At 71.7% G+C, this 24,097-nt stretch carries 19 protein-coding genes; 8 read left to right on the top strand and 11 right to left on the bottom strand.

From position 1 onward, the window contains the following. Positions 1–23: 23 nt before the first annotated feature. Positions 24–2,129: a DNA gyrase/topoisomerase IV subunit B gene (locus HNR10_RS24045; protein ID WP_179827252.1), complete on the bottom strand. Its 2,106-nt coding sequence runs from the start codon at positions 2,127–2,129 to the stop codon at positions 24–26. A gap of 470 nt (positions 2,130–2,599) precedes the next feature. Between HNR10_RS24045 and HNR10_RS24040 the strand changes: the two genes are divergently transcribed. After that, complete coding sequence (locus HNR10_RS24040; RefSeq protein WP_053617741.1) at positions 2,600–2,824, top strand: DUF7455 domain-containing protein; 225 nt, start codon at positions 2,600–2,602, stop codon at positions 2,822–2,824. A 237-nt stretch (positions 2,825–3,061) separates the two neighbouring features. Here the strand turns inward: HNR10_RS24040 and HNR10_RS24035 are convergent, their stop codons facing one another. Continuing rightward, entirely contained in the window at positions 3,062–3,766 is a 705-nt protein-coding gene (locus HNR10_RS24035) for a GNAT family N-acetyltransferase (protein ID WP_179827251.1), read from the bottom strand. A 186-nt stretch (positions 3,767–3,952) separates the two neighbouring features. Between HNR10_RS24035 and yaaA the strand changes: the two genes are divergently transcribed. After that, positions 3,953–4,747, top strand: a complete 795-nt coding sequence (gene yaaA, locus HNR10_RS24030) for a peroxide stress protein YaaA (RefSeq protein WP_179827250.1) — start codon at positions 3,953–3,955, stop codon at positions 4,745–4,747. Between the two features lie 88 nt (positions 4,748–4,835). Beyond that, positions 4,836–5,177, top strand: coding sequence for a nuclear transport factor 2 family protein (locus HNR10_RS24025; RefSeq protein WP_246406392.1), 342 nt, complete (start codon positions 4,836–4,838; stop codon positions 5,175–5,177). A 257-nt stretch (positions 5,178–5,434) separates the two neighbouring features. Here HNR10_RS24025 and HNR10_RS24020 read toward each other — a convergent pair whose 3' ends face one another. Beyond that, a complete protein-coding gene (locus tag HNR10_RS24020) occupies positions 5,435–7,102 on the bottom strand; it encodes an RNA polymerase sigma factor (protein ID WP_179827249.1) in 1,668 nt (555 codons plus the stop codon). A gap of 218 nt (positions 7,103–7,320) precedes the next feature. Further along, positions 7,321–9,378 (bottom strand): SpoIIE family protein phosphatase, encoded by a 2,058-nt coding sequence (locus tag HNR10_RS24015; protein ID WP_179827248.1) that lies wholly within the window; start codon positions 9,376–9,378, stop codon positions 7,321–7,323. 567 nt (positions 9,379–9,945) lie between these two features. Here HNR10_RS24015 and HNR10_RS24010 point away from each other — a divergent pair. Together HNR10_RS24010 and HNR10_RS24005 are read left to right on the top strand one after the other, a co-directional pair. Next, entirely contained in the window at positions 9,946–10,245 is a 300-nt protein-coding gene (locus tag HNR10_RS24010) for a hypothetical protein (RefSeq protein ID WP_179827247.1), read from the top strand. A 142-nt stretch (positions 10,246–10,387) separates the two neighbouring features. After that, positions 10,388–11,995 carry a hypothetical protein gene (locus tag HNR10_RS24005; RefSeq protein WP_179829929.1) on the top strand — a complete coding sequence of 536 codons (1,608 nt, stop codon included), beginning with the start codon at positions 10,388–10,390 and terminating at the stop codon, positions 11,993–11,995. A gap of 800 nt (positions 11,996–12,795) precedes the next feature. Here the strand turns inward: HNR10_RS24005 and HNR10_RS24000 are convergent. The 4 genes from HNR10_RS24000 to HNR10_RS23985 form a co-directional block, all read right to left on the bottom strand. After that, the gene (locus HNR10_RS24000) at positions 12,796–13,572 is read right to left on the bottom strand and encodes a tyrosine-protein phosphatase (protein ID WP_179827246.1); all 777 of its coding nucleotides are present in this window, start codon (positions 13,570–13,572) and stop codon (positions 12,796–12,798) included. Positions 13,573–13,638: 66 nt separating this feature from the next. Next, the gene (locus HNR10_RS23995; RefSeq protein ID WP_179827243.1) at positions 13,639–14,370 is read right to left on the bottom strand and encodes a nucleotidyltransferase family protein; all 732 of its coding nucleotides are present in this window, start codon (positions 14,368–14,370) and stop codon (positions 13,639–13,641) included. 162 nt (positions 14,371–14,532) lie between these two features. Further along, on the bottom strand, positions 14,533–16,971 hold the full coding sequence (locus tag HNR10_RS23990; protein WP_179827241.1) for an AAA family ATPase: 2,439 nt from the start codon (positions 16,969–16,971) through the stop codon (positions 14,533–14,535). Positions 16,972–17,163: 192 nt separating this feature from the next. Further along, the gene (locus tag HNR10_RS23985) at positions 17,164–17,856 is read right to left on the bottom strand and encodes a ribonuclease HII (RefSeq protein WP_179827239.1); all 693 of its coding nucleotides are present in this window, start codon (positions 17,854–17,856) and stop codon (positions 17,164–17,166) included. 541 nt (positions 17,857–18,397) lie between these two features. Between HNR10_RS23985 and HNR10_RS23980 the strand changes: the two genes are divergently transcribed. Both HNR10_RS23980 and HNR10_RS23975 read left to right on the top strand, forming a co-directional pair. Then, a complete protein-coding gene (locus HNR10_RS23980; RefSeq protein ID WP_179827237.1) occupies positions 18,398–18,985 on the top strand; it encodes a DoxX family protein in 588 nt (195 codons plus the stop codon). 74 nt (positions 18,986–19,059) lie between these two features. Further along, the gene (locus HNR10_RS23975) at positions 19,060–19,728 is read left to right on the top strand and encodes a hypothetical protein (protein ID WP_179827235.1); all 669 of its coding nucleotides are present in this window, start codon (positions 19,060–19,062) and stop codon (positions 19,726–19,728) included. An 18-nt stretch (positions 19,729–19,746) separates the two neighbouring features. On the opposite strand, the gene HNR10_RS23970 is transcribed toward HNR10_RS23975, so the two are convergent. Further along, positions 19,747–20,139 carry an Imm32 family immunity protein gene (locus HNR10_RS23970; protein WP_312889402.1) on the bottom strand — a complete coding sequence of 131 codons (393 nt, stop codon included), beginning with the start codon at positions 20,137–20,139 and terminating at the stop codon, positions 19,747–19,749. 221 nt (positions 20,140–20,360) lie between these two features. Here HNR10_RS23970 and HNR10_RS23965 point away from each other — a divergent pair, with 221 nt between their 5' ends. Continuing rightward, on the top strand, positions 20,361–20,552 hold the full coding sequence (locus HNR10_RS23965; RefSeq protein ID WP_179827233.1) for a hypothetical protein: 192 nt from the start codon (positions 20,361–20,363) through the stop codon (positions 20,550–20,552). A gap of 92 nt (positions 20,553–20,644) precedes the next feature. Here the strand turns inward: HNR10_RS23965 and HNR10_RS23960 are convergent, their stop codons facing one another. Next, entirely contained in the window at positions 20,645–22,108 is a 1,464-nt protein-coding gene (locus tag HNR10_RS23960; protein ID WP_179827232.1) for an SPFH domain-containing protein, read from the bottom strand. Beyond that, positions 22,109–23,890: an SPFH domain-containing protein gene (locus HNR10_RS23955; protein ID WP_179827230.1), complete on the bottom strand. Its 1,782-nt coding sequence runs from the start codon at positions 23,888–23,890 to the stop codon at positions 22,109–22,111. Positions 23,891–24,097: the final 207 nt, after the last annotated feature.

The following is a 24,097-nucleotide window of genomic DNA, read 5'->3' as shown; positions in this document are numbered from 1 at the left end:
CCGGCCGGGCCCCGCGATCGGCGTCAGGCGTCGATGCGCGCCACGTCCAGCTCCTGGGCGCCTTCCTGGATGAACCGGCGGCGCGGCGCCACCTCGTTGCCCATCAGCAGGTTGAACACGTTCGCGGCGTCCTCCGCCTGCTCCACCTGGATGCGGCGCAGCGTGCGGAAGCGCGGGTCCATGGTGGTCTCGGCCAGCTGGTCCGCGTCCATCTCGCCCAGACCCTTGTACCGCTGGATCGGCTCCTTCCAGGAGAGCTTGCGCTTCTCCAGGTCCAGTAGCGTGCGCTGGAGCTCGGCGTCGGAGTAGGTGTAGATGTAGCGGTCCTCCGGCTTGGCGCCGCGCTTGCGCCGCACGTTGGTCAGCTCGACCCGGTGCAGCGGCGGCACGGCGGCGAACACCCGGCCCGCCTCCAGCATCGGGCGCATGTACCGGTAGATGAGCGTGAGCAGCAGGCAGCGGATGTGCGCGCCGTCCACGTCGGCGTCGGCCATGAGGATGATCCGGCCGTAGCGGGCGGCGTCGATGTCGAAGGTGCGGCCCGAGCCGGCGCCGATCACCTGGAGGATGGCGGCGCACTCGGCGTTCTTGAGCATGTCGGCGACCGACGACTTCTGCACGTTGAGGATCTTGCCCCGGATCGGCAGCAGTGCCTGGAACTCGGAGTCGCGGGCCAGCTTGGCGGTGCCCAGCGCCGAGTCCCCCTCGACGATGAACAGCTCGCTGTGCTCCAGGCCCTCGCTGCGGCAGTCCACGAGCTTGGCCGGCAGGGCGGAGTTCTCCAGCGCGTTCTTGCGCCGCTGGGTCTCCCGCTGCTGGCGGGCGGCCAGGCGCGCCTTGGCGGCGCCCACGACCTTCTCCAGCACCAGGCGGGCCTTGGCCTTCTCCGCCTTCTTCGTGGAGGTGAGGAACTCGCGCAGCCCGTTGCCGACGATCTGGGAGACGATCCTGGTCGCCGCCGAGGTACCGAGGATCTCCTTGGTCTGGCCCTCGAACTGCGGCTCGGGCAGGCGGACGGTGACGACCGCCGTGAGCCCTTCCTGGGTGTCGTCCTTGGTGACGGGGTCGTCGTTGGCCTTGAGGAGCTTGGTGGTGCGCAGCTGGTCGTTGATGATCCGCACCAGCGCGCGTTCGAAGCCGTTGAGGTGCGTTCCGCCCTTGGGCGTGGCGATCACGTTGACGAAGGAGCGCACGGTGGTGTCGTAGCCGGTGCCCCAGCGCAGGGCCACGTCCACGTCCAGGCGCCGCTCGACGTCGGCGGGCACCATGTGCCCGGCGTCGTCCAGGACCGGCACGGTCTCGGTGAAGTTGCCGCTGCCCTGGATCCGCAGGACGTCGCTGACCTGCTCGTCGGGTGCCAGGAACGTGCAGAACTCGCTGATGCCGCCGTCGAAGCGGAACTCCTCCTCGAACGCGGCCTCGCCCTCGACCCGTTCGTCACGCACGGCGATCGTCAGGCCGGGGACCAGGAACGCGGTCTGGCGGGCCCGGTCCAGGAGGGACTCGCGGGCGATGTCGGCGTCCTTGAGGAAGATCTGCATGTCCGGCCAGAACCGGATGCGGGTGCCGGTGATCTTGGACGCGACCTTGCGGACCTGTTCGAGCCCGGAGACCGGGGTGAACTCGGCGTCGGGTCCGGCTCCGGCGAAGCGGCCGGGGATCCCGCGGCGAAAGCTGATGGCGTGGGTGCGGCCCTGGCGGTCGATCTCCACGTCGAGCCGCGACGACAGGGCGTTGACGACCGACGCGCCGACGCCGTGCAGGCCGCCGGAGGCGGTGTAGGAGCCGGAGCCGAACTTGCCGCCCGCGTGGAGCTTGGTCATGACCAGCTCGACGCCGGACAGGCCGGACTTGGGCTCGGCGTCGACCGGGATGCCGCGGCCGTCGTCGCTGACCGACACCGATCCGTCGGTGTGCAGCGTGACGTCGATCCGGCCGCAGAAGCCGCCCAGCGCCTCGTCGACGGAGTTGTCGATGATCTCCCACATGCAGTGGGTCAGGCCCCGGCTGTCGGTGGACCCGATGTACATCCCCGGCCGTTTGCGCACCGCCTCGAGCCCTTCGAGGACCGACAGGTGCCGGGCGGAGTAGTCCCCGGGGTCGTGGACGGCTGCGGTCAAGGCGGTCACTCGGACATCTCCTGCGTCTTGGGGGCCTGCGTGGCTCTGATGCGGTGCGTGCCCTTTGTACCGCGCCGCACCGACGATGGGGGGCGGGCGCGGCGGCGCGTGGCCCTCGCGCACCGCGAGAATGGGCGGTCTTCGTGGTCCGCCCGCACTGCGTCCGGCGTTGTCGCCGGGCTCGCCCGGAACCGGGTCCGCCGACAGGGGCGGCGGTTCGGGACTGGTCCCACCCCGCGCGACACTACCACCTCCGGTGGATGCGACCTGGATACTCCCGTTTTCCGCGGATGCCGACACCAGACGAGGGGTACAACCAGAAACAGAACGGACGTCCCGCCGATCCGACCCCAAACCATCCCTTCGAGCGACCAATCCGGCCGATTCCGCTGTCGGCGTACACGGGGTCCGGTTGGGAACGTCTGGGTCGGGTTAGATGTTGTCAGAGGTGACTAACGCCGAGTATTGAGGATGGCGAAGTGACTGGAACCCTTGCCCCCACCCAGCCGCTGACGGCTGCTGACCGTTGCGACCGCTGTGGTGCACCGGCGTACGTCCGGGTGCTGTTGAACTCCGGTGGCGAACTTCTGTTCTGCGCGCACCACATGCGCAAGCACGACGATTCCCTGCGCAAGATCGCCTCGGACATCCAGGACGAGACCCACAAGCTCACCGAGAGCGCGAAGGGCTCCGAAGAGCGTTAGCCACGAACCCGAAAGGCATAACTGAACAGGCTTGACGACGGCGGCGGCCCCCTGGGGTCGCCGCCGTCGCACGTGTGCGGCCCCGCGCGGGCGACGGGCGGGCTCAGCGCCGAAGGCGTCCGTTGAGGGAGGCCCGCACCACCGCGCAGCGCCCCCGGGCGGTGGCGGGCGACGGGCGGGCTCCGCGCCGGAGGCGTCCGTTGAGGGAGGCCCCACGGGCGCCCTGTGGCGAAGGTCTCACACCGCCGGGCCGACCCGGTAGTGGTAGCGGGAGACCTCGGCGAAGCCCGCGCGCTCGTAGGACCGCAGGGCCGACGCGTTGTCCCGCGACACGAGCAGGTAGGCGCTGTGCGCGCCCTTGTCCCGGCCCCACGCGAGCAGGGAGTCGATGATCCCGCCCGCGAACCCCTGTCCGCGGGCGGACGCCGCGGTGAGCATGTTGTACACGCCCACCCAGCCCTCTCCCAGCGCCGCGCACCCGCGCGCACTCCCCGTGGCGTCCACGGCGTAGCCCATGACCGGGACCCGGTCCATGATGCGGTGCTGGCCCTCCACCACCCGCGGGTCGGCGGTCTCGTGCGACCACAGCTCCCGCCAGCGCGCGTCCGGCCGCGACAGCACCTCGACCCCCTCCCGCGGTGCCGGCGCGTCCCCGATGTCGCGCACCATGACCAGGGCCGATCTGCGGGCCGTGTACCCCCGCCCGGCCAGTTCCGCGTCCAGGTCGGCCATCCCGGGCCAGATCTGCACCGCGGCGGGCGCGCCCCGCGCGTGGTAGAAGTGCTCCACCTCCGAGAGGGGCCCCGGCGCGGCCGGATCCAGCGCGTAGGCGGAGTTGGCGCGGAAGGTCACACCTCCCCCGTAGCCGAGCCGCCACCCCGCGGCCGTCTCCACCTCCGCCGGCGGCCAGTCCGCCGCGATCCGCTCCGACCACTCCCGCATGGGCCCCGTCCCCTCCGATTCGGCCGGCCGCCGTCGGCCGACACCCGCAGGCGGATGATCCCACCCGGGGCCGGGCCGGGGCCGCCCGCCCCCGCTCCGAGCAGGTCGTACCATGGGCGGGCACACCCCTGGCCGCCCGTCGGCCGCCGTCCGCCGCCCCCACCACCCCGTCCGGGAGTCCGCACCATGCTCATCCTGCTGCCGCCGTCCGAGGGCAAGGCCACCGCCGGAGAGGGGCCGCGTGTGGACACCGGCACGCTCACCCTCCCCGAGCTGGCTCCCGCCCGCGCGAAGGCCGTGGCGGCGCTGACCGAGCTGTGCGGCGGCCCGGAGGACACCGCCCTGGAGGTCCTGGGGCTGTCGGCCGGCCAGGCGGAGGCGCTCAAGCGCAACCTGGACCTGGAGACCGCGCCCACCCTGCGGGCCGCCGACCTCTACACGGGCGTGCTCTACGACCGGCTCGGCCTGCCGGACCTGCTCGACTCCCCGAGTGCCGACCGCACGCGCGAGAGCGTCCTGGTCTTCTCCGGGCTGTGGGGCGTGGTCGGACCCACCGACCTGCTCCCGCCCTACCGCCTGTCGATGGGTGTGAAGCTGCCTCCGCTGGGCGGTCTCGGCGCCTTCTGGCGCCGGTCCATGGCCGCGCCGCTGGGCGAACTCGCCGAGGGCCGGCTGCTGGTCGACTGCCGCTCCGCCACCTACGCGGCGGCCTTCAGGCCCACGGGCGCCGCCGAGCGCACCGTCGCCGTGCGCGTGCTGCGCGAACGCGTCGTGGACGGGACGGTGCGCCGGAGCGTGGTCAGCCACATGGCCAAGGCCACCCGCGGCGACATCGCCCGAGCGCTACTGGCCGAAGGGATCGAGGCGGCCACGCCGGAGGAGCTGGTGTCGGCGCTGCGCGACCTGGGCCACACCGTGGAGCTACCGCCGGCGGCCCGACCCGGCACCGCGCGCGTGATGGACGTCGTCGTGCGCGACTGACGGCGACACGTACGGCGGGTCCTCTCCCCGTCGGGCGACGGGCGGCCTAGGGTCGGGGCGAGTCGCGCCGCACAACGAGAGGACCGCCATGACCGAACCACACCTGGAGACACCGGTTCCCGAACCGGTCGCCTCGTTCGTCGCCGCGGTGAACCGCCACGACGAGGACGCCTTCCTGGACGCGTTCACACCGGACGGCGTCGTGGACGACTGGGGCCGCGAGTTCACCGGCCGGGAGCGGATCAAGGCCTGGAGCGACAAGGAGTTCATCGGCGCGCGCGGTGTGCTGACACCGCAGGAGTGCCGGACCGACGGGTCGGAGGTCACCGTCGTCGGCGACTGGCGGTCGAACCACGCCAACGGCCTGAGCTCCTTCACCTTCGCCGTGGAGGGCGACGCGATCAGCCGCATGACCATCCGCGAGGGCTGAGCGGCCACGCTCCTGCGCATAACGAATCAGTATCGCGACTTTATGCCGCACCTACAGCCGGTGCGGCAGCATGGCCGTGTCGGATGGACGACAGGGAATCCCTGGTACACGCGGGGACATGCCACCTGGGCGAGGGACACGCGGGCGTCGCCACACTCGTGAGCCCATGGGGGCACCGGACGCCGTTGGGCCGCCCCGAGCGATCGGAGCGGCCCAACGGAAGAGGTCATCGTGGGTCGTGAACCACCTGGCCTGACCTAGTCCAGGTAGTCGCGGAGCACCTGCGAACGCGACGGGTGACGGAGCTTCGACATCGTCTTGCTCTCGATCTGCCGGATGCGCTCACGGGTGACCCCGTAGACCTTGCCGATCTCGTCTAAAGTCTTCGGCTGGCCGTCGGTGAGACCGAAGCGCATGGACACGACGCCGGCCTCGCGCTCGGACAGGGTGTCCAGCACCGAGTGCAGCTGCTCCTGCAGCAGCGTGAAGCTGACCGCCTCGCCCGGCTGGATCGCCTCGGAGTCCTCGATGAGGTCACCGAACTCGCTGTCGCCGTCCTCGCCCAGCGGAGTGTGCAGGGAGATCGGCTCGCGGCCGTACTTCTGCACCTCGACGACCTTCTCCGGGGTCATGTCGAGTTCCTTGGCCAGCTCCTCCGGGGTGGGCTCGCGGCCCAGGTCCTGGAGCATCTGGCGCTGCACGCGGGCCAGCTTGTTGATGACCTCCACCATGTGCACCGGGATACGGATGGTGCGCGCCTGGTCGGCCATGGCGCGGGTGATCGCCTGACGGATCCACCAGGTGGCGTAGGTCGAGAACTTGAAGCCCTTGGTGTAGTCGAACTTCTCGACGGCGCGGATCAGACCCAGGTTGCCCTCCTGGATCAGGTCCAGGAAGAGCATGCCGCGACCGGTGTAGCGCTTGGCCAGGGACACGACCAGGCGCAGGTTCGCCTCGAGCAGGTGCTTCTTGGCGCGGCCGCCGTCCTCGGCGATCCACTCCAGCTCGTCACGCAGCTCGAAGGTGAGCAGCTCGGACTCCTCGGCGAGCTTCTCCTCGGCGAACAGGCCGGCCTCGATGCGCTTGGCGAGCTCGACCTCCTGCTCGGCGTTGAGGAGCGGAACCTTGCCGATCTGCTTCAGGTAGTCCTTGACCGGGTCCGCGGTGGCGCCGGCCGCGACCACCTGTGCGGCGGGCGCGTCGTCGTCATCCTCGTACAGGACGAAGGAGTCGTCGTTCTTGTCGGACTTGGCGGGTGCGCCGACGGCCTCCGGCTTGGCCGGCTTGACCGCGTCCTTGTCGGAGGTGTCGCCGGTGTCCTCGACCAGTTCGAGCTCGGCACCGGTGTGCTCGAGGTCGTCGTCCAGCGGCTCCTCGGCCATCTCACCGGTGGGGGCGAGCTCGAGGTCCTTCTTGGCCGACTTCTTGGTGGCGGCGGTCTTCTTGGCGGGGGCCTTGGCCGCGGCGGGCTTCTTGGCGGCGGCCTTCTTCGGCGCCGCCTTCTTCGCGGGTGCCGCCTTCCTGGCCGCCTTCGACTCCTCGGAGTCCTCGGCGGAGTCGACGACGGCGGTGACCGTCTTGGGCTGCTCCTGGGCGGCGGCGGCGCGCACGGGCTTGGCGGCCCGCGGGGCCGCGGCGTCCGCGGTGGACTTGGTCGAGGTGGACCGCGTGGCCGCCGTCTTGCGCCGCGGAGCCTTGCGCCGCGAGGACGCCGACTCGGGGACGAGCACGGTCACGCCCTCCTTCGCGAGGCTGCGGAGCACGGACTGCGCCTGCGACATCGGGATTTCGGCCTCCTCGAAGGCACGGCGCACGTCCTCGGGCTCAAGAAAGCCCTGGGACCGCCCACGCTCGATCAGCTGCTGAATGACGGGCTCTTGCAGTGACTCGGACTGCTTCGAGCGAGTCGAACTGGCAGATGACACAAACACCTCTCGAACGGACGTGTGGCGAGATTGTCGGACCCGGTGGTCCGCCTGGCCGGGACCGGGCACGACACCCTCTCCCACCTGCGGCCTGGGATCGTCCCCACTGGGGCGGGGAAGCCGTTTGTCTACCAAGCGTATGCGCTGGGCTCATCCCCGCAGCGCGGGGAGGAACGACTTCTTCACTGTAGGCAAGGCAATGGACTTGTTCGTACGGTCTACCGCTCCGACGCGGAATCGATCACCGGTAGCTGAACAGCGAGCAGAGTGACGTCGTCGTCCTGCTCATACCCTTCGAGCATGCTCTCAACAAGGTACTCCAGCATGAGCTGTGGATCGCCCACCACCTCCGGCGGTGCCGACGAGGCCACATCGACCAGCTCGTCCAGCCCCGAGGCGACGGACCGTTTACGGTTCTCAACCAGTCCATCGGAGTACAGGGCGACGGTGTTACCGGGTTGGACGAAGAATTTGTGGTGACCTCGTTCCGAGGTGACCCCCAAGGGTGTGTCGGGCTCGCTGTCCAGCAGGGACGGCCGCGCGCCACCGGCCACGACCAGCGGCGGGAGGTGGCCCGCGTTGCTCAGGTCGAGCTGGCCCGTGACCGGGTCGAGCACGAAGTAGACGAGCGTGGTGACCTGGTCCATACCCTCGGTGGCGCTGAACATGCGGTCCAGCCCGGTGAGAACGTCGGCCGGCTCGGGCATGGAGTAGGCCAGGGCGCGCAGCGCGTTGCGGATCCGGCTCATCCCGGCGGCCGCGGGGATGCCCTTGCCCATGACGTCGCCCAGGACGCCCGCCACACGGCCGTCGGGCAGCGGGAAGGCGTCGTACCAGTCGCCGCCCACCTGCACGTGCTGGGAGCCGGACCGGTAGTAGGCGGCCAGGCGCACCCCGCTGACCTGGGGCAGGTCCTCGGGCAGGAGGCTGTGCTGGAGTTCCTCGGCGGTGCTGTGCTCGCGCTCGTAGAGCGTGGCCCGGCCGATGGCCAGGGCGCACTGGCCGGCCAGGGCCTCCAGGAAGACGCGCTCCTCGTCGGTGATCTCGCGCGGTCCGGTGAAGGCGAAGCGCAGGGCGCCGATGGGCCGGCCCGCCACCATCATCGGCAGGGCCACCCAGGAGCGCTCGGGGGTGGTGTCCAGGAGTTCGGCGACCTCGGGGGCGTCGTCGAACAGGGCGGAGAGCTCGGCGGGGCCGGACGCGATCCGCGGCGCGCGGTCGGCCACGGCCCTGGCCGCGACGTCGGGGTGGTCCAGGGGGAACGTGTGCCGGGGCAGGTCGTGGGCGTGCTCGGCGGCGATGGTGCGCAGCCGGAGGCGGTCGCGGTCCAGCAGGACCACGGACGTGTGGTCGGCGCCCACGCCGGACCGGCCGATGTCCGACATGGCGTCGACGACGTGGGCGACGGTGAGGGCCTCGGCGAGGTCGGAGGTGGCCTGCTGCAGCCGGGCGGTGCGCATGGCCGCCTCGCTGAGCTGGTGGTTGAGGCGCTGGCGGAGTTCGTCGGCCTCGCGCTCGGTGGTGATGTCCACCAGCGTGCCGATCCACTCGGTGGTGCGGACGCCGTCGCTGACCGGGTTGGCGCGCGCCCGGTAGTGCGTGTAGCCGCCCGACCGCGTGCGGACGCGGAAGAGGGCGTCGAAGGGCGTGGCGTCCAGGACGGCGTCGCCCCAGGCGATCTCGACGCGTTCCCGGTCGTCGGGGTGCAGGGCCTGCAGCCAGCCGCGGCCGAGGTAGGACTCCAGGTCCTGGCCGGTGATGGCCCGCCACTGCGGTGAGTCCTCGTGGACCTCGCCGGTCGCCCCGGCGGTCCACACGATCTGGTTGCCCGCCTGCAGGAGGGCGCGCAGGCGCTCCTCCTCGCGGCGGGTGGCGCCGCCCTCGTGGTCGCGGGCGGCGATGAGGGCGACATGCACGTCGCCGGTGTCCGGGGAGGTGACGGGGAACCAGGTCAGGTCCCAGACCTCGCCGTCCGGGGTGCGGTGGCGTTCGCGCACGGAGCGGCCGTGCTCGCGGGCCGCGGCCGGCCCGGTGCGCAGGAGGGCGGCGCCGACGGCGGAGCCGGACGTGCCGGCCAGGTCATCGGGGCGCCGGCCCAGGCACTGGGCGGGGGTGAGGCCGACGAGGTCGGCGAGCCGCTGGTTGATGGTGCCGAACGCGTCGTCCGGGCCGATCAGGGCGAACCCGATCGGCGCGTCGGTGAGAAGGGATTTCACCGCGTCGGGTAGTTCCGCCCCGCTGACCCGGGGTGGCGGAATGGACGTCTCGGCGCTCAACTGCTCGACACCTCCGGGACCCTCGGATTCCCCACCCGTGTTTCGTTGGGGCTGTTGCCTGGACCGTACGTCTGACGTTGACGGGCCCTGTCCGCCCGTGGCACTCATCCGTCCATGGCGCCGATTGCGGTCGGGGGACTCCAGAGCCCTCGGGAGTCACACTCCATGACTCCTCTCGGCCACTGTCACGGCTCAAGCATAGGACACACCCGCTGCGCGGGGCTGCGGCCGTGGCGAGGGCCGCCCGTGGACGTGGAAGGTAAATGGTAGGCCACAAGGCGCCCCGGGAACAGTCACGCGGTGGTTCCACGGACACGTTTTCGTGGAATTGCGGGCGTTGGTCGTCCCTGCGTCGTTTGGCGACTCTCGCGTACCTTCGGGCCGTTAGATGTCCGACATGCCCTTTTTCTCCGTGTTGACCTGCGGTAACAGTGGGGGGTGGGTAAACGGCGTCCCCCTCAGGTTTTATCCACCGCGCGCCGGAAGAGGGGTTGACAGTCAGTCCAGAACAAGTGGAATGGGTGAAGGTCACCGTCCGGCCACCATCAACTAGGGGTGTGAGCGCGAATGCTCCAGACCTTCCCTGTCCAGGATCTGCCGAAGATCTCGGCACGGCTCCACGACGAGTTCAGCGGGCTGCCCCGCCGACGCGTCGAGCGCTGTGTCAGCGACACGTGGAACTGCATCGAGCATCTGGGGATCACGGTCACCCCGGACCTGGTCGAACGCGTGGCCCGCGAACACCTGGAGGCGCTGGTGAACTCGGTTCCGCCCTCGCACCAGGCACGACGGCCGCCGCGACGCGCGGGCACGCTCATCACCGGCCACCGGGCGGTCCCCCCGCCCCGGCCCGGACCGCGTCCCTGACGCCGGGGGCCGCCGCGGGCGCGCCGTCGTCCACAGGCGGGATCGGCCAAGGCCCCGGCTGTCATACGCTCGGGTGGTGCCCTCCCCTACACCACCCACACCCTCAGGTCCCCCGCCGGTCCCCGACGCGGTCTTCGACGAGATGCTGCGCGCGGCCCGGGCGCTCCTGGCCATGCGGCACCCGCTCGACGCCGAACTGGCCTTCAGCGAGATGCTCGGGGCCTGGTGGGGCGAGCGCCTGCCGGGGGTGGACGTCGAGCGGCTGCTCGGCGAGGGGCTCATCACCCACGCGACCGCCTCGGGGCGGCCCGCCGGCCTGGCGGTCCTGGCCGCGGTGACCGCCCTGGGCACCTCCGTCGAGCAGCGCGAGCTCGCCGAGCAGGGGATGATCGCGCTCAAGGAGCAGGGGCTGCAGATGCCCGCGTGGGCCGACCAGCTCGGCGCGGTCACGCCGGTGGCCGCCTACGTCAACGGTGACCAGTTCGGTGACACCGACGACGTGGTCTGCGTGTTCAGCCGGGACGCGCCCGACCACGCGGGCGCGGTGCCGCCCGAGCACGCGCTGATCCTCGTGGTGGACCACAACGGCGGCGGCGTCCTGCGCGACGCCTGGGTGACGACCAAGGTCGACCAGCTCCTGGCCCAGTGCCGGGAGCGGGCCCAGGTGGACGAGTACGCCCGGTTCGAGCAGCTGGAGCTCACCGAGGCCCGCGCACGGCTGATGCGGGCACTGGACCGCACGTCGCGTGTGGTGGCGGGTGCCTCCGCCGACCCCGGCGGCCCGGCCGTGGAACCGGTCGGCCTCACTCCCGCCGACCTCGCCGCCGGCTCGCTGGCCACGCACTTCGCGCTGGCCGCCTCCCGCATCCAGGCACTGCCCGAGCCGCCCGAGGGCGTGTGCGCGGCGCCCGTCCCCGTCTGGCGGCGCGACCGCAGAGCGGTGCTCGCCGCACGCTTCCTGGCCTCGGACGAGGCCGCCGAGCTCTCCGACTCCTACGCCGCGAGCCGCTGCGTGGACCACATCATCGCGCACGGCTGCGACGTCGACGGGGGCCGGCCGATGCGGATCAGCCCGCGCAAGGTCGAGTCGTTCCTGCTGCACTGGCTGCCCGGCCGGGTGGTGCTCCTCACCGAGGAGCAGGAGGCGATGCCCCACGTACTGGCCGCCTGGATCCGTTGGGCCGGCGCCAGGTCGAGGCTGCCCGAGGTGGCAGTGGGCGCCACCCTCGACGCGCTGTGGGAGGCGACCTCGGCCTTCACCCGCACCTACCGCGACCCGGCGCGCCCTCTGGGCCTGCGCCAGGAGGCGATCCGACGCCTGCTGCCGGACGGCGACTTCTCCGCGCTCGCGCGGCGGATGTTCGCCTTCCCCCTCCTGGCCAGCGAACTCGTGCTGTGGGCGCCGGAGGAGTTCGACCCGGCCACCCCGTGCGGACGCCGGGCGCTGCTGCGGCTGGACCACTACGGCGAGTACGAGGCCGCCACGCCGCACAGCGGCCGCCACTCCTCCGGCCAGGACCGGTGGTACCGGCCGGTCACCGTGGACGACCCCGAGCGCGAGCGCGAACTCGACCGCCACGAGCGCCTGGCCGAGCGCCTGTGGACGGGGCGGCCCGCCAACCTGTGGGCCGCGGCCCGCCGCATGCTGGACCGCGGCGTGGACCGGACCACCGTGCTCGCCGCCCTGGGCGAGGTCCTCGGCGCCGCCCGCGACGAACCCGACCTCCGCCGCCGCCTCGACCTCCTCTGATCCCCGGGATCCGAGGGGTTGGACGCACACCGGCCAGCCCACCCGCCCGAGGACGACCGCACAGGTCGAGCACCCGCACTGCGAGGAGTCGAAGGCCCAGATGCGCCCCGACGGCACCCGAGGGGCTGGGCTGAGATCCGCCGCCCCACCCGCCTAGGGACGGCCGTACGGGTCGGGTCCCCGCACCGCGAAGGATCCAAGGCCCAGAAGCGACCCCACGGGACCCCAGGACTGGACTGAGACCGGCCCGCCCACCCGCCCAACGTCGGCCACACGGGTCGGGTACCCCCACCACAAGCGACCGAAGGCCCAGATGCGACCCCACGGGACCCAGGGGGTGAGAGGTGGCCGTCCAGCTATCGGGGCGCCCAGGGGATCGAAGCTGCACGAAAGCGGCCTACCCCCACCCCAGGGGGTGAGAGGTAGGCCGTTCAGCTTTGGGGACCACTGGGGGTGTCGCGAAGGGCGCGCCAGTGTTCTGCAGGAGGAGACGGGGCCGCAGCGAGCTTGCGAGCAAGGCAAGTCGACGACGAAGAACACTGGCCTCCCAGCGCCCCGAGCACGGGCCAAAGCGAGGAACGAGCGGAGGCCCCAAAAAACACAGGAGGGCGCCGACGCGTCCTGGAGGGCCTGGAGGTGCACTCCCGAGGAACGAGGGAGCGCACCGGAAGGACCGAAGGGCGCGTCTTCCGGGCGCACGAGCACGGGCCAAAGCTAGAAGGACTGCGCCGCAGGTGTCCGTTGAGGGTGGTGGCGGGCGACGGCGTGGGCACGAGCGGAGGCCCCAAAGAAACACTGCCTCACACCAACCGGTCGCGCAGCCTTTCCACCACGCTCTCGGAGACCTTAAGGCCGTCGGCGACGTACTGGTCGAAGGAACCGAACATCTCGTCCACGTGGCCGAAGGCCGTCTCCAGGTACTCGGCCCGGACCCGGGTCATCGGCGCGACGTCGTCCCAGGCCAGGCCGCTGCCCACGGAGAGCCGCCGCATCCACGCGTCGGTGTTGGCCTGGCGTTCGTTGCTGGCCAGGTAGTCGGCCAGGATGTCGGCGCGGTCCACGCCCAGCAGGCTCAGGATGATCGCGGCGCCCCATCCTGTGCGGTCCTTGCCCGCGCTGCAGTGGAAGACCAGGGCACTGGGTCCCGTCGCGGCGCGCTCGACGAGCTCGCGGTAACCGGCCAGGGCCTCCTCGTCGGCCACCAACTCCCGGTAGACGGCGTACATGAACCGCTCGGCGGCGCCGTCCGCGAACATCGCGCGGGCCGCCTCGGGGTCGGCGAGGGTGTCGGTGAAGTTGGCGCCGGCGGCCTCCTGGCCCTGGACCGCGACCACGGCGTACTCGGCGCCGTCCGGGACGATGTCGGGGAGCCGCTCCCGTTCGACGGGCGTGCGCAGGTCGACGAGCTGGCGGATGCCCAGGCCGTGGTAGACGGAGAGGTCCTCCGTGCTCACCGAGTGCAGGGCGTCGGAACGGTAGAGCATGCCGTGGCGGACGGGCCGGCCGGAGCCGGATCGGAGACCGCCGAGATCACGGAAGTTGGGGGCGCTGGGGAGGATGAAACCGTCACTTGTCACGTCCGTGACGATACCGACCCGCCCCGGGTCCGACCAGGGCGTGTCCGACCATGGGAGGACCCGTGGTCACCCGGCGTCGCGCATGGCGGTGATCTCCGCCCCCGCCTCCTTGACGTCCTTGGCCGTGTCCACGCCCCGCCAGAAACCGTCGATCCGGTAGGCGGTCAGGCGCCCCTCCTTGGCCAGGTCGGGGAAGGTGGAGGACTCGTGGTCGCCCTTGGTCGGCAGCAGCGGGGTGATCTCCGGCTCGAACAGGTAGACCCCGGCGTTGATCCACACGGGCAGCAGCGGGCTCTGCGTGAAGCCCTCGATCCGGTCCTGGTCGTCCACGTCCACGATGCCCCAGGTGGTGCGGAACTGGGCGAGCGCCAGGGTCGCGGCGCCGCCGCGGTCACGGTGGTGGGCGGTGAACTCGTCCAGCGGGAACCACGTGAGCACGTCGCCGTTGAGTGCGAAGTAGGGCGCGTCCTGGTCGCGCAGACCGCTGGAGGCGTAGCGCAGGGCACCGCCGCGGCCCAGTGGCTCGTCCTCCACGAGGAGGGTGATCTCGGGTCCGCCGCTCCGGGCGTCGAGGTGCTCGCGCAGGACCTCGGCCTTGTAGCCGCAGGACACGACGACCTGCTCGACGCCGTGTTCGGTCAACCACTCGAGCTGGTAGTCGATGATGGGCCGTCCGGCCACCTCCACCATCGCCTTGGGGCGGGTGTCGGTGTAGGGCCGCAGCCGGGTGGCCTGTCCTCCGGCGAGGATGAGCGCCTGGGTGACGGGGGACTCGGATGATGAGGATGAAGCGGTCATAGTCGGGACCCTAGCAGTCGGTTCACCGGTACCCCCAGGGTGTTCACCCCGCCTGTCCGGGTGGTGTCCGCACTCCCCCGGGCCGGGTCCGGACGCCGTCCGCCTCGACGACCGTCCCCCTCACGCGGCGCCCCCGGGAAGGCCGTGGGCGACGCGGGCGGTTCAGCTGCTCTGGGTGGCGTCGGCGTAGGCCAGCCGCACGTCCGCGCTGGTGACGACGGTCAGGTCCGCCGCGGTCGCCGACGCGCCGAGGTCCTGGGAGACCCGCAGGTCGCGGTGGGAGCCGGCCTTCTCGAACAGCGACCTGGCGAAGCGCCCGTTGCCCAGCTCGTCGATCCACCCCTCGGCACACACGTGCGCGAAGATGCTGCGCAGGTCCTCCCTGGCCGTGTCGTCGAAGGCGTCGCCGGTGCCCGCCGCGACCGCCTCGGCGATCTCGGTCAGCTCGTCCGGGGTGTAGGAGGGGAAGCGCACGCGCACGTTGAACCGCGACGACAGTCCGGCGTTGGAGGCCAGGAACCGCTCCATCTCGGCCGGGTACCCGGCGAGGACGACCACGAGCCGCGACCGGTCGTCCTCGGCCCGTTTGAGCAGCGTCTGGATGGCCTCCGCCCCGAACGCGTCGCCGCCGCTGTAACCGGGGTTGACCAGGGAGTAGGCCTCGTCCACGAACAGCACCCCGCCCAGGGCGCGGTCGACCAGCCGGTTGGTCTTCAGCGCGGTCGCGCCCAGGTGCTCGCCCACCAGGTCCGCGCGCTGGGCCTCCACCACCTCGGCCCGGCCGAGCAGGCCGAGCGCGGAGAAGACGCGGCCCAGGACGCGGGCCACCGTGGTCTTGCCGGTGCCCGGCGGTCCGGTGAAGACGAAGTGGCGCATGGGCGCCTGGTTGCGCAGTCCCTGCTCCTCGCGGAGCTTGGCCACCCGCAGCTGGGCGACGATGGAGCGGACCTGCTCCTTGACCGGTTCCAGTCCGATCATGGCGTCGAGTTCGGCGAGGGCCTCCTCGATGCCCGGTGTCTCCCCGAACCCCGGCAGCCGCGCGGTGAGCTCGGCGTGGGCGCTGGTGACGTCGGCGGCCCGCACGGTGATGAGGTCCTCGGCCTCGGGGCGCGCCGCGGGCGCGTCGCCGTCCACGCCCGCGGTGACCACGCGCACGTCGCGCGCCTGGGCGGCCTTCTCCACGACCGACCGGGCGTAGCGCCCGTTGCCCAGGTCGTCGACGGCCTCGCGCCGGACCGCCTGGTCGAACCCGTGTCTGAGCGCCCGGGCGGCCTCGGGGTCGAGGACGTCGCCGCGCTGGGCGACCAGTGACTCCGCGATGCGGGTCAGTTCGTCCGCGGTGTAGCTGGGGAAGGTGATGCGCGTGGCGAACCGTGAGGCCAGGCCGGGGTTGGAGGACAGGAAGGCGTCCATCTCCTTCTCGTAGCCCGCGAGCACGACGACGAGCCGGTCCCGGTCGTCCTCGGCGCGCTTGAGCAGGGTCTGCACGGCCTCGTTGCCGAACCGGTCGGCCTGACCATCGCCCTCGTTGACCAGCGAGTACGCCTCGTCGATGAACAGGACGCCGCCCAGCGCCCGGTCGACCAGCTCGTTGGTCTTGATGGCGGTCGCGCCCAGGTACTCCCCCACCAGGTCGGCGCGCTGGGCCTCCACGACCCGGGAGGTGGGCAGCAGGCCGAAGGAGTGGAAGATGGTGGCGAGCGTGCGCGCCACGCTCGTCTTGCCGGTGCCGGGCGGCCCGGAGAAGACCAGGTGGCGCAGCGGCCGCTCGACGGGGAACCCGGCGTCGGCGCGCAGCCGGGCGGCCTCGATGGAGGCGGCGATCCCGCGGACCTGCTGCTTGACCGGGTCGAGGCCGATCATGTCCTCCAGTTCGGCCAGCGCCTGGTCCACGGGGACCGGGTCGCCGTCCTCGGCGCCGCCGCCGTCACGGCCGCGGGTGGGACGGGGCGACCCGTCCGTGCGGGCACGGACCGGTCGGGCGGCGTTCGGCGCGGCGCGGCGGGCGGTGGGGGCGTCGGCCGTACGCCGGTCGTCGGAGGCCTTGATGATCTGGCGGGAGGCGGCCAGCCGCCACAGCACGCAGGCGCCGGCGGCGGCGTAGAGCACTCCCACGCCCCAGGAGGCGGACACCGGGTCCACGACCATCCCGAGCAGGGCCACGGAGAACCCGGCGATCAGGCCGGCGGTGAGGGCGAGCGCGGCGGTGTGCCAGGCGGGGAACTCGCGGACGCGGGACGCCGCGAGCACGACGAGCAGGGGGACCGGCACCAGGAGCAGGACGACCGGTTCGCCCGGGAGGGGGATCTGGAAGAGGGGCACGGTCACCGTCAGCCAGACCACGCACACCAGCACGGTGACGAAGGCGTCGACCGACCGCATCAGCGCGGCCAGGACCATGAGCAGCATGAACGTGCCCGCGACCGCCCCCAGGGCGCTGCCGCCCAGCAGCACGGTGACGACGGCGACGACGGTGCACAGGATCAGTGCCGCCACCAGGCGTCGGGCCAGGGGCACCCGGTGGTACAGGGCGCGCATCCTGTCGAGTCCGGAGGTGCGCCCCGGTTCCGCGGCGGCTGCCGAGCGCGTGTCCCGGGTCATATGGCCCCTTCCTGCGTGGGGGTTCGTGGGCGGTCGGCTCTCCGTGGCGGGGTGGCGGGGGCCGAACGGCGTCGGGGGGCCGACGTCCACAGGCACAGCTTTGCCCCCAGTGGGGCCGGATGTCCAGTGCGGGGCGGCGTGTCGGAGCGCCCGGGCGGGTGCTCCGGGCGGCGGCGGGTCGCGGGGCCCGGTTCAGAGCAGGGGCAGCTGGCCGTCCGGAACGGGGCGGGCCTTGCGCAGGTGGCTCCACTTGGGCAGGTCGTCGAGGTAGGACCAGCTCATCCGGTGGTGCGCGGTGGGCCCGTGTTCGGCCAGGGCCGCCCGGTGGACGGGCGAGGGGTAGCCGACACCGCTCTCGAACCCGTAGGCGGGGTGGTCGCCGGCCAGGTCGGCCATGAGTGCGTCGCGGTGCACCTTGGCCAGGATCGCGGCGGCCGCGACGCTGATGCAGGTCAGATCGCCCTTGACCTGGGTGCGGACCCTCCAGGGGCGGCCGATGAAGTCGTGCTTGCCGTCGAGGATGACGGCGTCGGGGCGGGTGGAGAGCGACCCGAGGGCGCGGTGCGCGGCCCGGCGCAGGGCCTCGGTCATGCCGACCTCGTCGATCTCGGCCGGTTCGGACCAGCCGAAGCCGTGGTCGGCGACCCAGGGGCGCAGCCGCTCGGCGAGGTCCGTGCGGCGCTTGGGGGTGAGCCGCTTGGAGTCGGTGAGTCCGGGCGGCGGGGACCCGACGCCCGCCACGGCCGCGCAGACGAGCAGGGGTCCGGCCCAGGCTCCGCGCCCCACCTCGTCGACTCCGGCGATCAGCCGGGCGCCGTGGGCGCGCAGCTCCTCCTCCACCTCGAACGTGGGGGCGGGGACGGCGGGTTCAGCGGAGGTCGACACGTTCCTACCCTAAGCCCGCCCGTCACCCACCATCGCCCACTGGGAGCTACGCGAGGGATGGGCTACCACCCTCAACCGACGCCTCCGGCGCAGCCCTCCCGCCCGTCACCCACCATCGCCCGTGGGGGCGCAGAGCGAAGGGACGCGCTACCACCCTCAACCGACGCCTCCGGCGCAGCCCTCCCGCCCGTCACCCACCATCGCCCGTGGGGGCGCAGAGCGAAGGGACGCGCTACCACCCTCAACCGACGCCTCCGGCGCAGCCCTCCCGCCCGTCACCCACCATCGCCCGTGGGGGCGCAGAGCGAAGGGACGCGCTACCACCCTCAACCGACGCCTCCGGCGCAGCCCTCCCGCCCGTCACCCACCATCGCCGACGATGCCCGGAGGCCCGCGGCGCGACCTCGCCCTGTGGGCCCGCACGCGGGATTCCGGAGACCATTGCGCGACTCACCGTGCGCGACGATCGTACTTGCGTCGTCACGTTCGGTAGTTTCCGCTTGTCGGACCAGCAGTGCCGGGCCTTCCGGAGGGAATGGACATGCAGCGCTCCACGCCGTACGCCCGGCCCGGACCGGGTGTGCGCCGGATGATCCGGGGCCGCCTGTACGACGTGGTCTCCACCGTCACCCGCGTGGGCGTGGGCGCGATGTTCGCCGAGTACGGGCTCGCGCTGCGCGGCCGCGGACCGCTCGTGGCCGAGCGCCTGTCCGAGTGGGGAGTCCCCGCCGCCGCCCTGGCCGCCGCGCTCCTGCCGGCCGTGCTCGTGGCATTGTCGATCTCCTTCGCCGTGGGCCTGCTCACGTGGTTGGCGGGGCCGCTGCTGGCCGCGGCCGCCGTGGTGGGAGCGCTCACCGCCGGGACCCAGGAGGCGGCGCCGTTCGGCTCGTGGGCGGCGACCGCGCTGGTCACGGCCGTGTGCGTGCTCATGGCGGTGGGCGGGGGCCGGTGGTCGTGGGACTACCTCGTACTGGCCCCTCGGGTGCCGTCGGCCGCTCCCCCGCCCCGCCGGAACCCGGGGGCGGCTCCCGGTACGGACCGCGCGGATTCCGCCCGCCGCCCCGAACACGCTCCGCCGCTGCTCTATCCTGTCGGTGAGGCCGCGCTTCGTCGGCCGTATCGACTCTGACCCGGCCCTTGCGCGCTCCCGCTGCGTGCCCTCGGGCCGCGTCCACCCGACATGGATTCGGTGGGGGGAACATCATGTCCGCCGCTGCCTCCGATCCCGCCTCCGAGGGGTCTGTGGCCAAACTGATCGCGATGGCGGAGAAGCCGACGCCGGGTCAGCGCCTGATCAGCTGGGCCTCCCGGCCTCCCGGCCGGCTCTACATCCCCGCGTGCACGGTGGCCGGACTCGTGCTGCTCTACGAGGACAGCGTCCCGGGCGGTCACCTCCCCTCGTTCCTGGTCGGCGTGGGCGCCGGACTGCTCCTGGCGGGCATGGGCGCGCTCCGCCTGGGCATCGCGCTCGCCGTCGCGCGTCCGATGATCCGCTACTACTGGCTGCGCTGGGTGTCCGCCCCGATCATCGCGGCGCTGGCCCTGGGGCTGTCCGTCGCCGACGTCCCCCTCCAGGCCAGAGTCGATGCCTCGGCCGACGATCTGCTCGCGCTCGCCGGTGAAGTCGAGGACCCCACGACCATCCCGCGCAACGGCGAGTGGACGGGGCTGTATCCGCTCCTCAGCGTGGGGAGCAGCGTGGGCACGGGCGAGGAGATCTCCTACTTCGCCATCGACGGCGCCGGCCTGCTGAGCCAGTCCGGTCTGGCCCACAGCCCCGAGGAGCTCCCCGAGGGCGTGTTCGTGCCCGGGCACGGTTCGAAGGTCTACGAGCACGTGAGCGGCGACTGGTACGTCTGGGTCGACCACTAGATCGCGGCGGCCCCCGCTTCACCGGGTCGGCATGCCTCCGTGCGGACTGTTGACCACCAACGGCACGGACCCTTCCACGAGGTAGAAGTGCCCGGGGTGGTAGTCGATGTGGAGGTGACCTCCGTCCTCGGCGGAGGCCATGTCGCGCACGTTGTCCGCGAGCACCGCCCTCCCTGCGGCGTCACCGCTGATCACGAGGATCTGCCGCTCGGAATCAAGGTGGAGGAGGACCCCGGGGCCGGACGTCTTCCTGACCTCGATCCCTGCCAGGACGCCAGTGGCCGGCGCCGTGGAGCCGAGCAGCCCTTCGCCGCTGGCCACCGCATCCGCCAGACGGTTCAGCTCTTCGGCCGACGCCGTGAGATCCACTTCGTCGCACGCGGTGTCACAGGTGAGGATCACTGGCAGCACTCCCTCAAGGTGGGACTCCCATCATGGCCGCCGGCCGGCGAACGCCGTCCGGACCGGCTGCGGAGTGTGGACGCGGCCCGGACCGGGGGTGCGTTGGGGCGGCTTTTGCCGGAGGCTGTGTCGTTCACGTACTGCTCTCACCTTGGACCTGTAGACCTGGTGTCCATCCCCCCGGAGGGACCCCCTGTCCCTCCCGAAGGCCAATGCTGAGGAGCGGATCCATGCGGGAGTTCATGCTCACCCTCCACCTGCGCATCCACGACTCGCTGACCGCGCTGCGCCGGGCGCACGCGGTGGGCGACGACGACCTGGCCAGTGCCCAGGTCGGCGAGATCCAGGACCTGGTGGAGATCGCGGCCCGGAACGGGATCGACATCGGAGCGGGCTACGCGGCCCTCTCCCCCGCGGGCTGAGGGAGCCGCGCCACGCCAGGGGACGTATCAGCGGAACACGCGCGAGGGCCCGCGACCGGTGAACGGTCGCGGGCCCTTGGCGCTGCGGTGGATCAGCGACGACCGCTCTGGCCGTATCCCTCACCGCGCTCGAACTGCTGGCGCATGGCGGACCCCTGCTGGCGCTGGTACTCCTCCGCCAGCTCCTGTTGGCGTCCGGCCGCGGCCGCGACCGAGCCGCGCACCGAGTCCACGGCCTCCTGCGCGTTCGCTCCCGAGACCAGGGACGCACGGGAGCCGCCCGAGCCGTTCATCATCTGCGGCAGCAGCTGGGCGGTGAGCAGCGTCGACAGCGCCGAGCTGTCGCCCGCGCCCTCCTCGGTCTGTACCACGACCGGGCGCGGCGCGTGCTCGGCCAGCGTGGCGCCGACGTCCAGGCGGCGGCGCGCCAGCTCGTACTCCAGCACCGCGCGGTTGTCGCGGTAGGCCGTGGCGAGGCGCTGCTGGGCCTTGGCCTCGTTCTCCGCGGCGACCAGGTCGGCCCGACCGCGCGTCTCGATCTCGTAGCGCACCCGCTGTGCCTCGGTCTCCTGCTCCTCCAGCATCTGCGCGACGTCCTTGCGCGCCTTGTTGAGGGAGGCGTTGACCTCGACGATCTTCGCGTCACGGGTCTTCTTGGAACGCTCGATGTCCATGAGCAGCGTGTCGATGCGGCGCTTGCGCGTCAGCTCCCACTCCTGCTCGTAGGCGACGAGCTCCTTGGCGACCCGCTCCCGGGTGGCCAGGTGCTGCTGGTACTGGTTGGGCAGCTGGACGTCGGGGATGTTGCAGCCGGTGATGCGCACACCGTACTTCTCCAGCATGGTGTTGAGCAGGCGGCGCATGTCCTCGACGTTGGACCCGCGCAGGTCGTAGGCGGACTCGGTGTTCACCTGGCGGCTGCGCTGGCGGATGGCGTCCTGCACGGCGCTGGAGAGCACCAGGTCGAAGTTGCTCGCGCCGATGATCGTCACGAAGCGGATCGGGTCGATGATCTGGAACTTGAGGAAGAACTCGATCGACTTCAGCGGCACGTTCTCGCGCGTGGGGCACGCCAGGACCGGTGCGGTGTAGGGGATCTCCGTGCGGGTGTCCACCACGAAGTCCACCCGCGACCACGGGTGCCACAGGTAGTGGCGGCCCGGGCCGATCGGCTTCACGATGGCGCCGTACTTGGTGAGGATGCCGTGCGTGCCCTCCTCGATCTCCACGATCGAGCCGCGCCACCACCACAGGCCGGCCACGATGATGCTCAGCAGGCCCACGATCAGCGTGGGGATGGACAGGACGGTGTAACTGAACTCCATGGCCGCGTTGCTCGAGGTCAGGGAGTTGATGGTCATCATCAGCGCTGAGGTGAGGGCGAACAGGCCGAACCAGACCAGGACGGTCCAGCGCAGTCCGCGGGTGTCGCGCGGGATGACGACGGGAACGATCGCTCCCTGGTCACCGCCGCGCAGCAGCCCGGCCAGGTCACTCCAGGACGCGAGGGACTCCTTGATGCTGGAGCCGCCGCCGGTGTTCACGGGCTGGCTCATCTACTGACCTCCCTGGATCGGGCCGGGACCCTCGGGGCCGCGCTGCGACCACGGCGGCAGGGGCGGGTCCTGGTGAGGGTGGGCGGAGCCGCCGGGCGGCGTGGTGTCGCCCGGGGACTGCGGGTGGCCGGTCTCGGGAGCGGCCTCGGGAGCCGCCTCGGACAGGCGCTCGTCGATGGCCTGCTCGGAGACCGACTGCCGGATCTCCTCCACGAGGTCCTCGCCCGGGTCCTCGCTGCCGGGCCGCTTGGCCTGGGTGTCGGAGTCCTCGACCAGCGCGCTGATCTCCACCTCGCGCTCGCCGATGCGGGCACGGATCTCGCCGAGGCGGGAGCGGATGGCGTCCATGTCCTCCGCGGAGAACAGGACGGTGTCGGCCTGGCCGATGATCTCCTGGGCGATGCGCAGGTAGTCGACGCTCGCGCCGTCCCCGGAGCCGATCCGCAGGACCTGCGGAAGGCTGTCGGCGACCCCCTCCAGCTTCTCCAGGACGGTCTCGCGGAAGCGGTAGTTGAGGATCTCGGGTGCCTCGGCGGCGCTGACCGCGCGGATGTCCAGGGCCTGGGCCTGGAGGAGGGCGGCGTTGGCGTTGGCCTCGGACTCGGCCTCCACGAACCGCTGGCGCGCGGAGGCGCGCGCCTTGTTGGTCTCGCGCTCCAGGGCGGTGTCCATCTGCGCCTGGTACTGGGCGATGTCGGCCTGGATCGCCGACAGCGTCTCGTTGAGGGTGGCGAGCTCCTTGTTGAGGTCGCCCTCGTTCTGTTCCTTGCGCAGCTGGAGCTCGTACTCGAAGGTGTAGGCGTCCTTGGCCACGCGCACCATCTCCGGTGCCGCCAGGTCCATCCGGTACTCCTGGTTGGAGGGCTCGGCGTGGGTGATGTTGGCGTTGGTCAGCTCCACGATGCCGCCGAACTGCTTGTTCAGCTGGTCCAGCAGGGCGTGGGTGCTCTCGCCGACCATGTCGTAGATCGCCGAGGCCTCCTGCTCGTAGATGAGGCTGCGGGTCGTCTCGCTGATGGCGTTGTTCAGCTTCTCCTGGAAGCCGTGCACGCCGCCGAGGGTGTAGACGAAGCTCGTCGCGTCCGTGATCCGGAACTGCACGAACAGGTCGACGGAGGCCTGCACGCCGCTCTTGGTGGGGGCGGAGCGGATCGGCGCGTTGAAGGGGTACTCGCGCGTGGTGTTGACGATGTAGGAGACGCGCTTCCAGGGGTTGAAGAGCGTGACCCGGCCCGGCGCGAAGTTGTTCTCGCGCTTACCGAAGCGGGTGACGATGGCCTCGCAGCCCTCCGGAACCATCACCATGCCCTGGCGCCACCACATGAAGGCGGCCACACCGGCGGTGATGATCCAGTAGTGCACACCGAAGAAGGGGTTGATGAGGGGGTTGCCGCCGGCGATGACCTCGGGGATCAGGACGATGAAGGAGCCCAGGACTCCGATCACGACGAGCGCGATGGCGGGCAGCATCGTGAAGAACGTGCGACCGCGCGGAATCACCATGGGGCAGATCACGTGGACCGGTCCGCTGCGGCCCCGCTCGTGCGTACTGCTGTTGAGCGCCTCGCCCGCGTTGTTGAGCGAGGTGGTGCGCTGCTCGATCCGCGTGCCGATGGAGTTGCCCTGCTCGCGCGCGGCGACGAAGTCGCGCGGATCGAGACCTCCTCCCTCGGACGCAGCCTGGGGTACCGCCTGTTGAAGCGCGTCGGTCACGGCCTGGCGCGGATCGCCCCCTTGGGCGACGGCGCCGGCCGCACCGCGCACGGTCTGCGCGAACGACATGGGTGATGAACTCCTTAGCCGGAGATGGGAACTGTCTGCTTCGACGCGGCGTACACGGCTGCGGTTCCAGGTGGGGACCGTGTCGCGCGCGAATCTGAGGTACCGGTCAGCACCAACTCTGGCACGAGTTGCATCCGAAACCCATGCCTCGTGTCCTGAGCGTGACGATGAATCCACCGGCGTGCCGGAGGGCGACGGACGCGGGGC

Origin of the sequence: Nocardiopsis aegyptia, assembly GCF_013410755.1 — a bacterium.
GTDB classification, from domain to species: Bacteria; Actinomycetota; Actinomycetes; order Streptosporangiales; family Streptosporangiaceae; genus Nocardiopsis; species Nocardiopsis aegyptia.
This window is presented reverse-complemented; position numbering and strand designations above follow the sequence as displayed.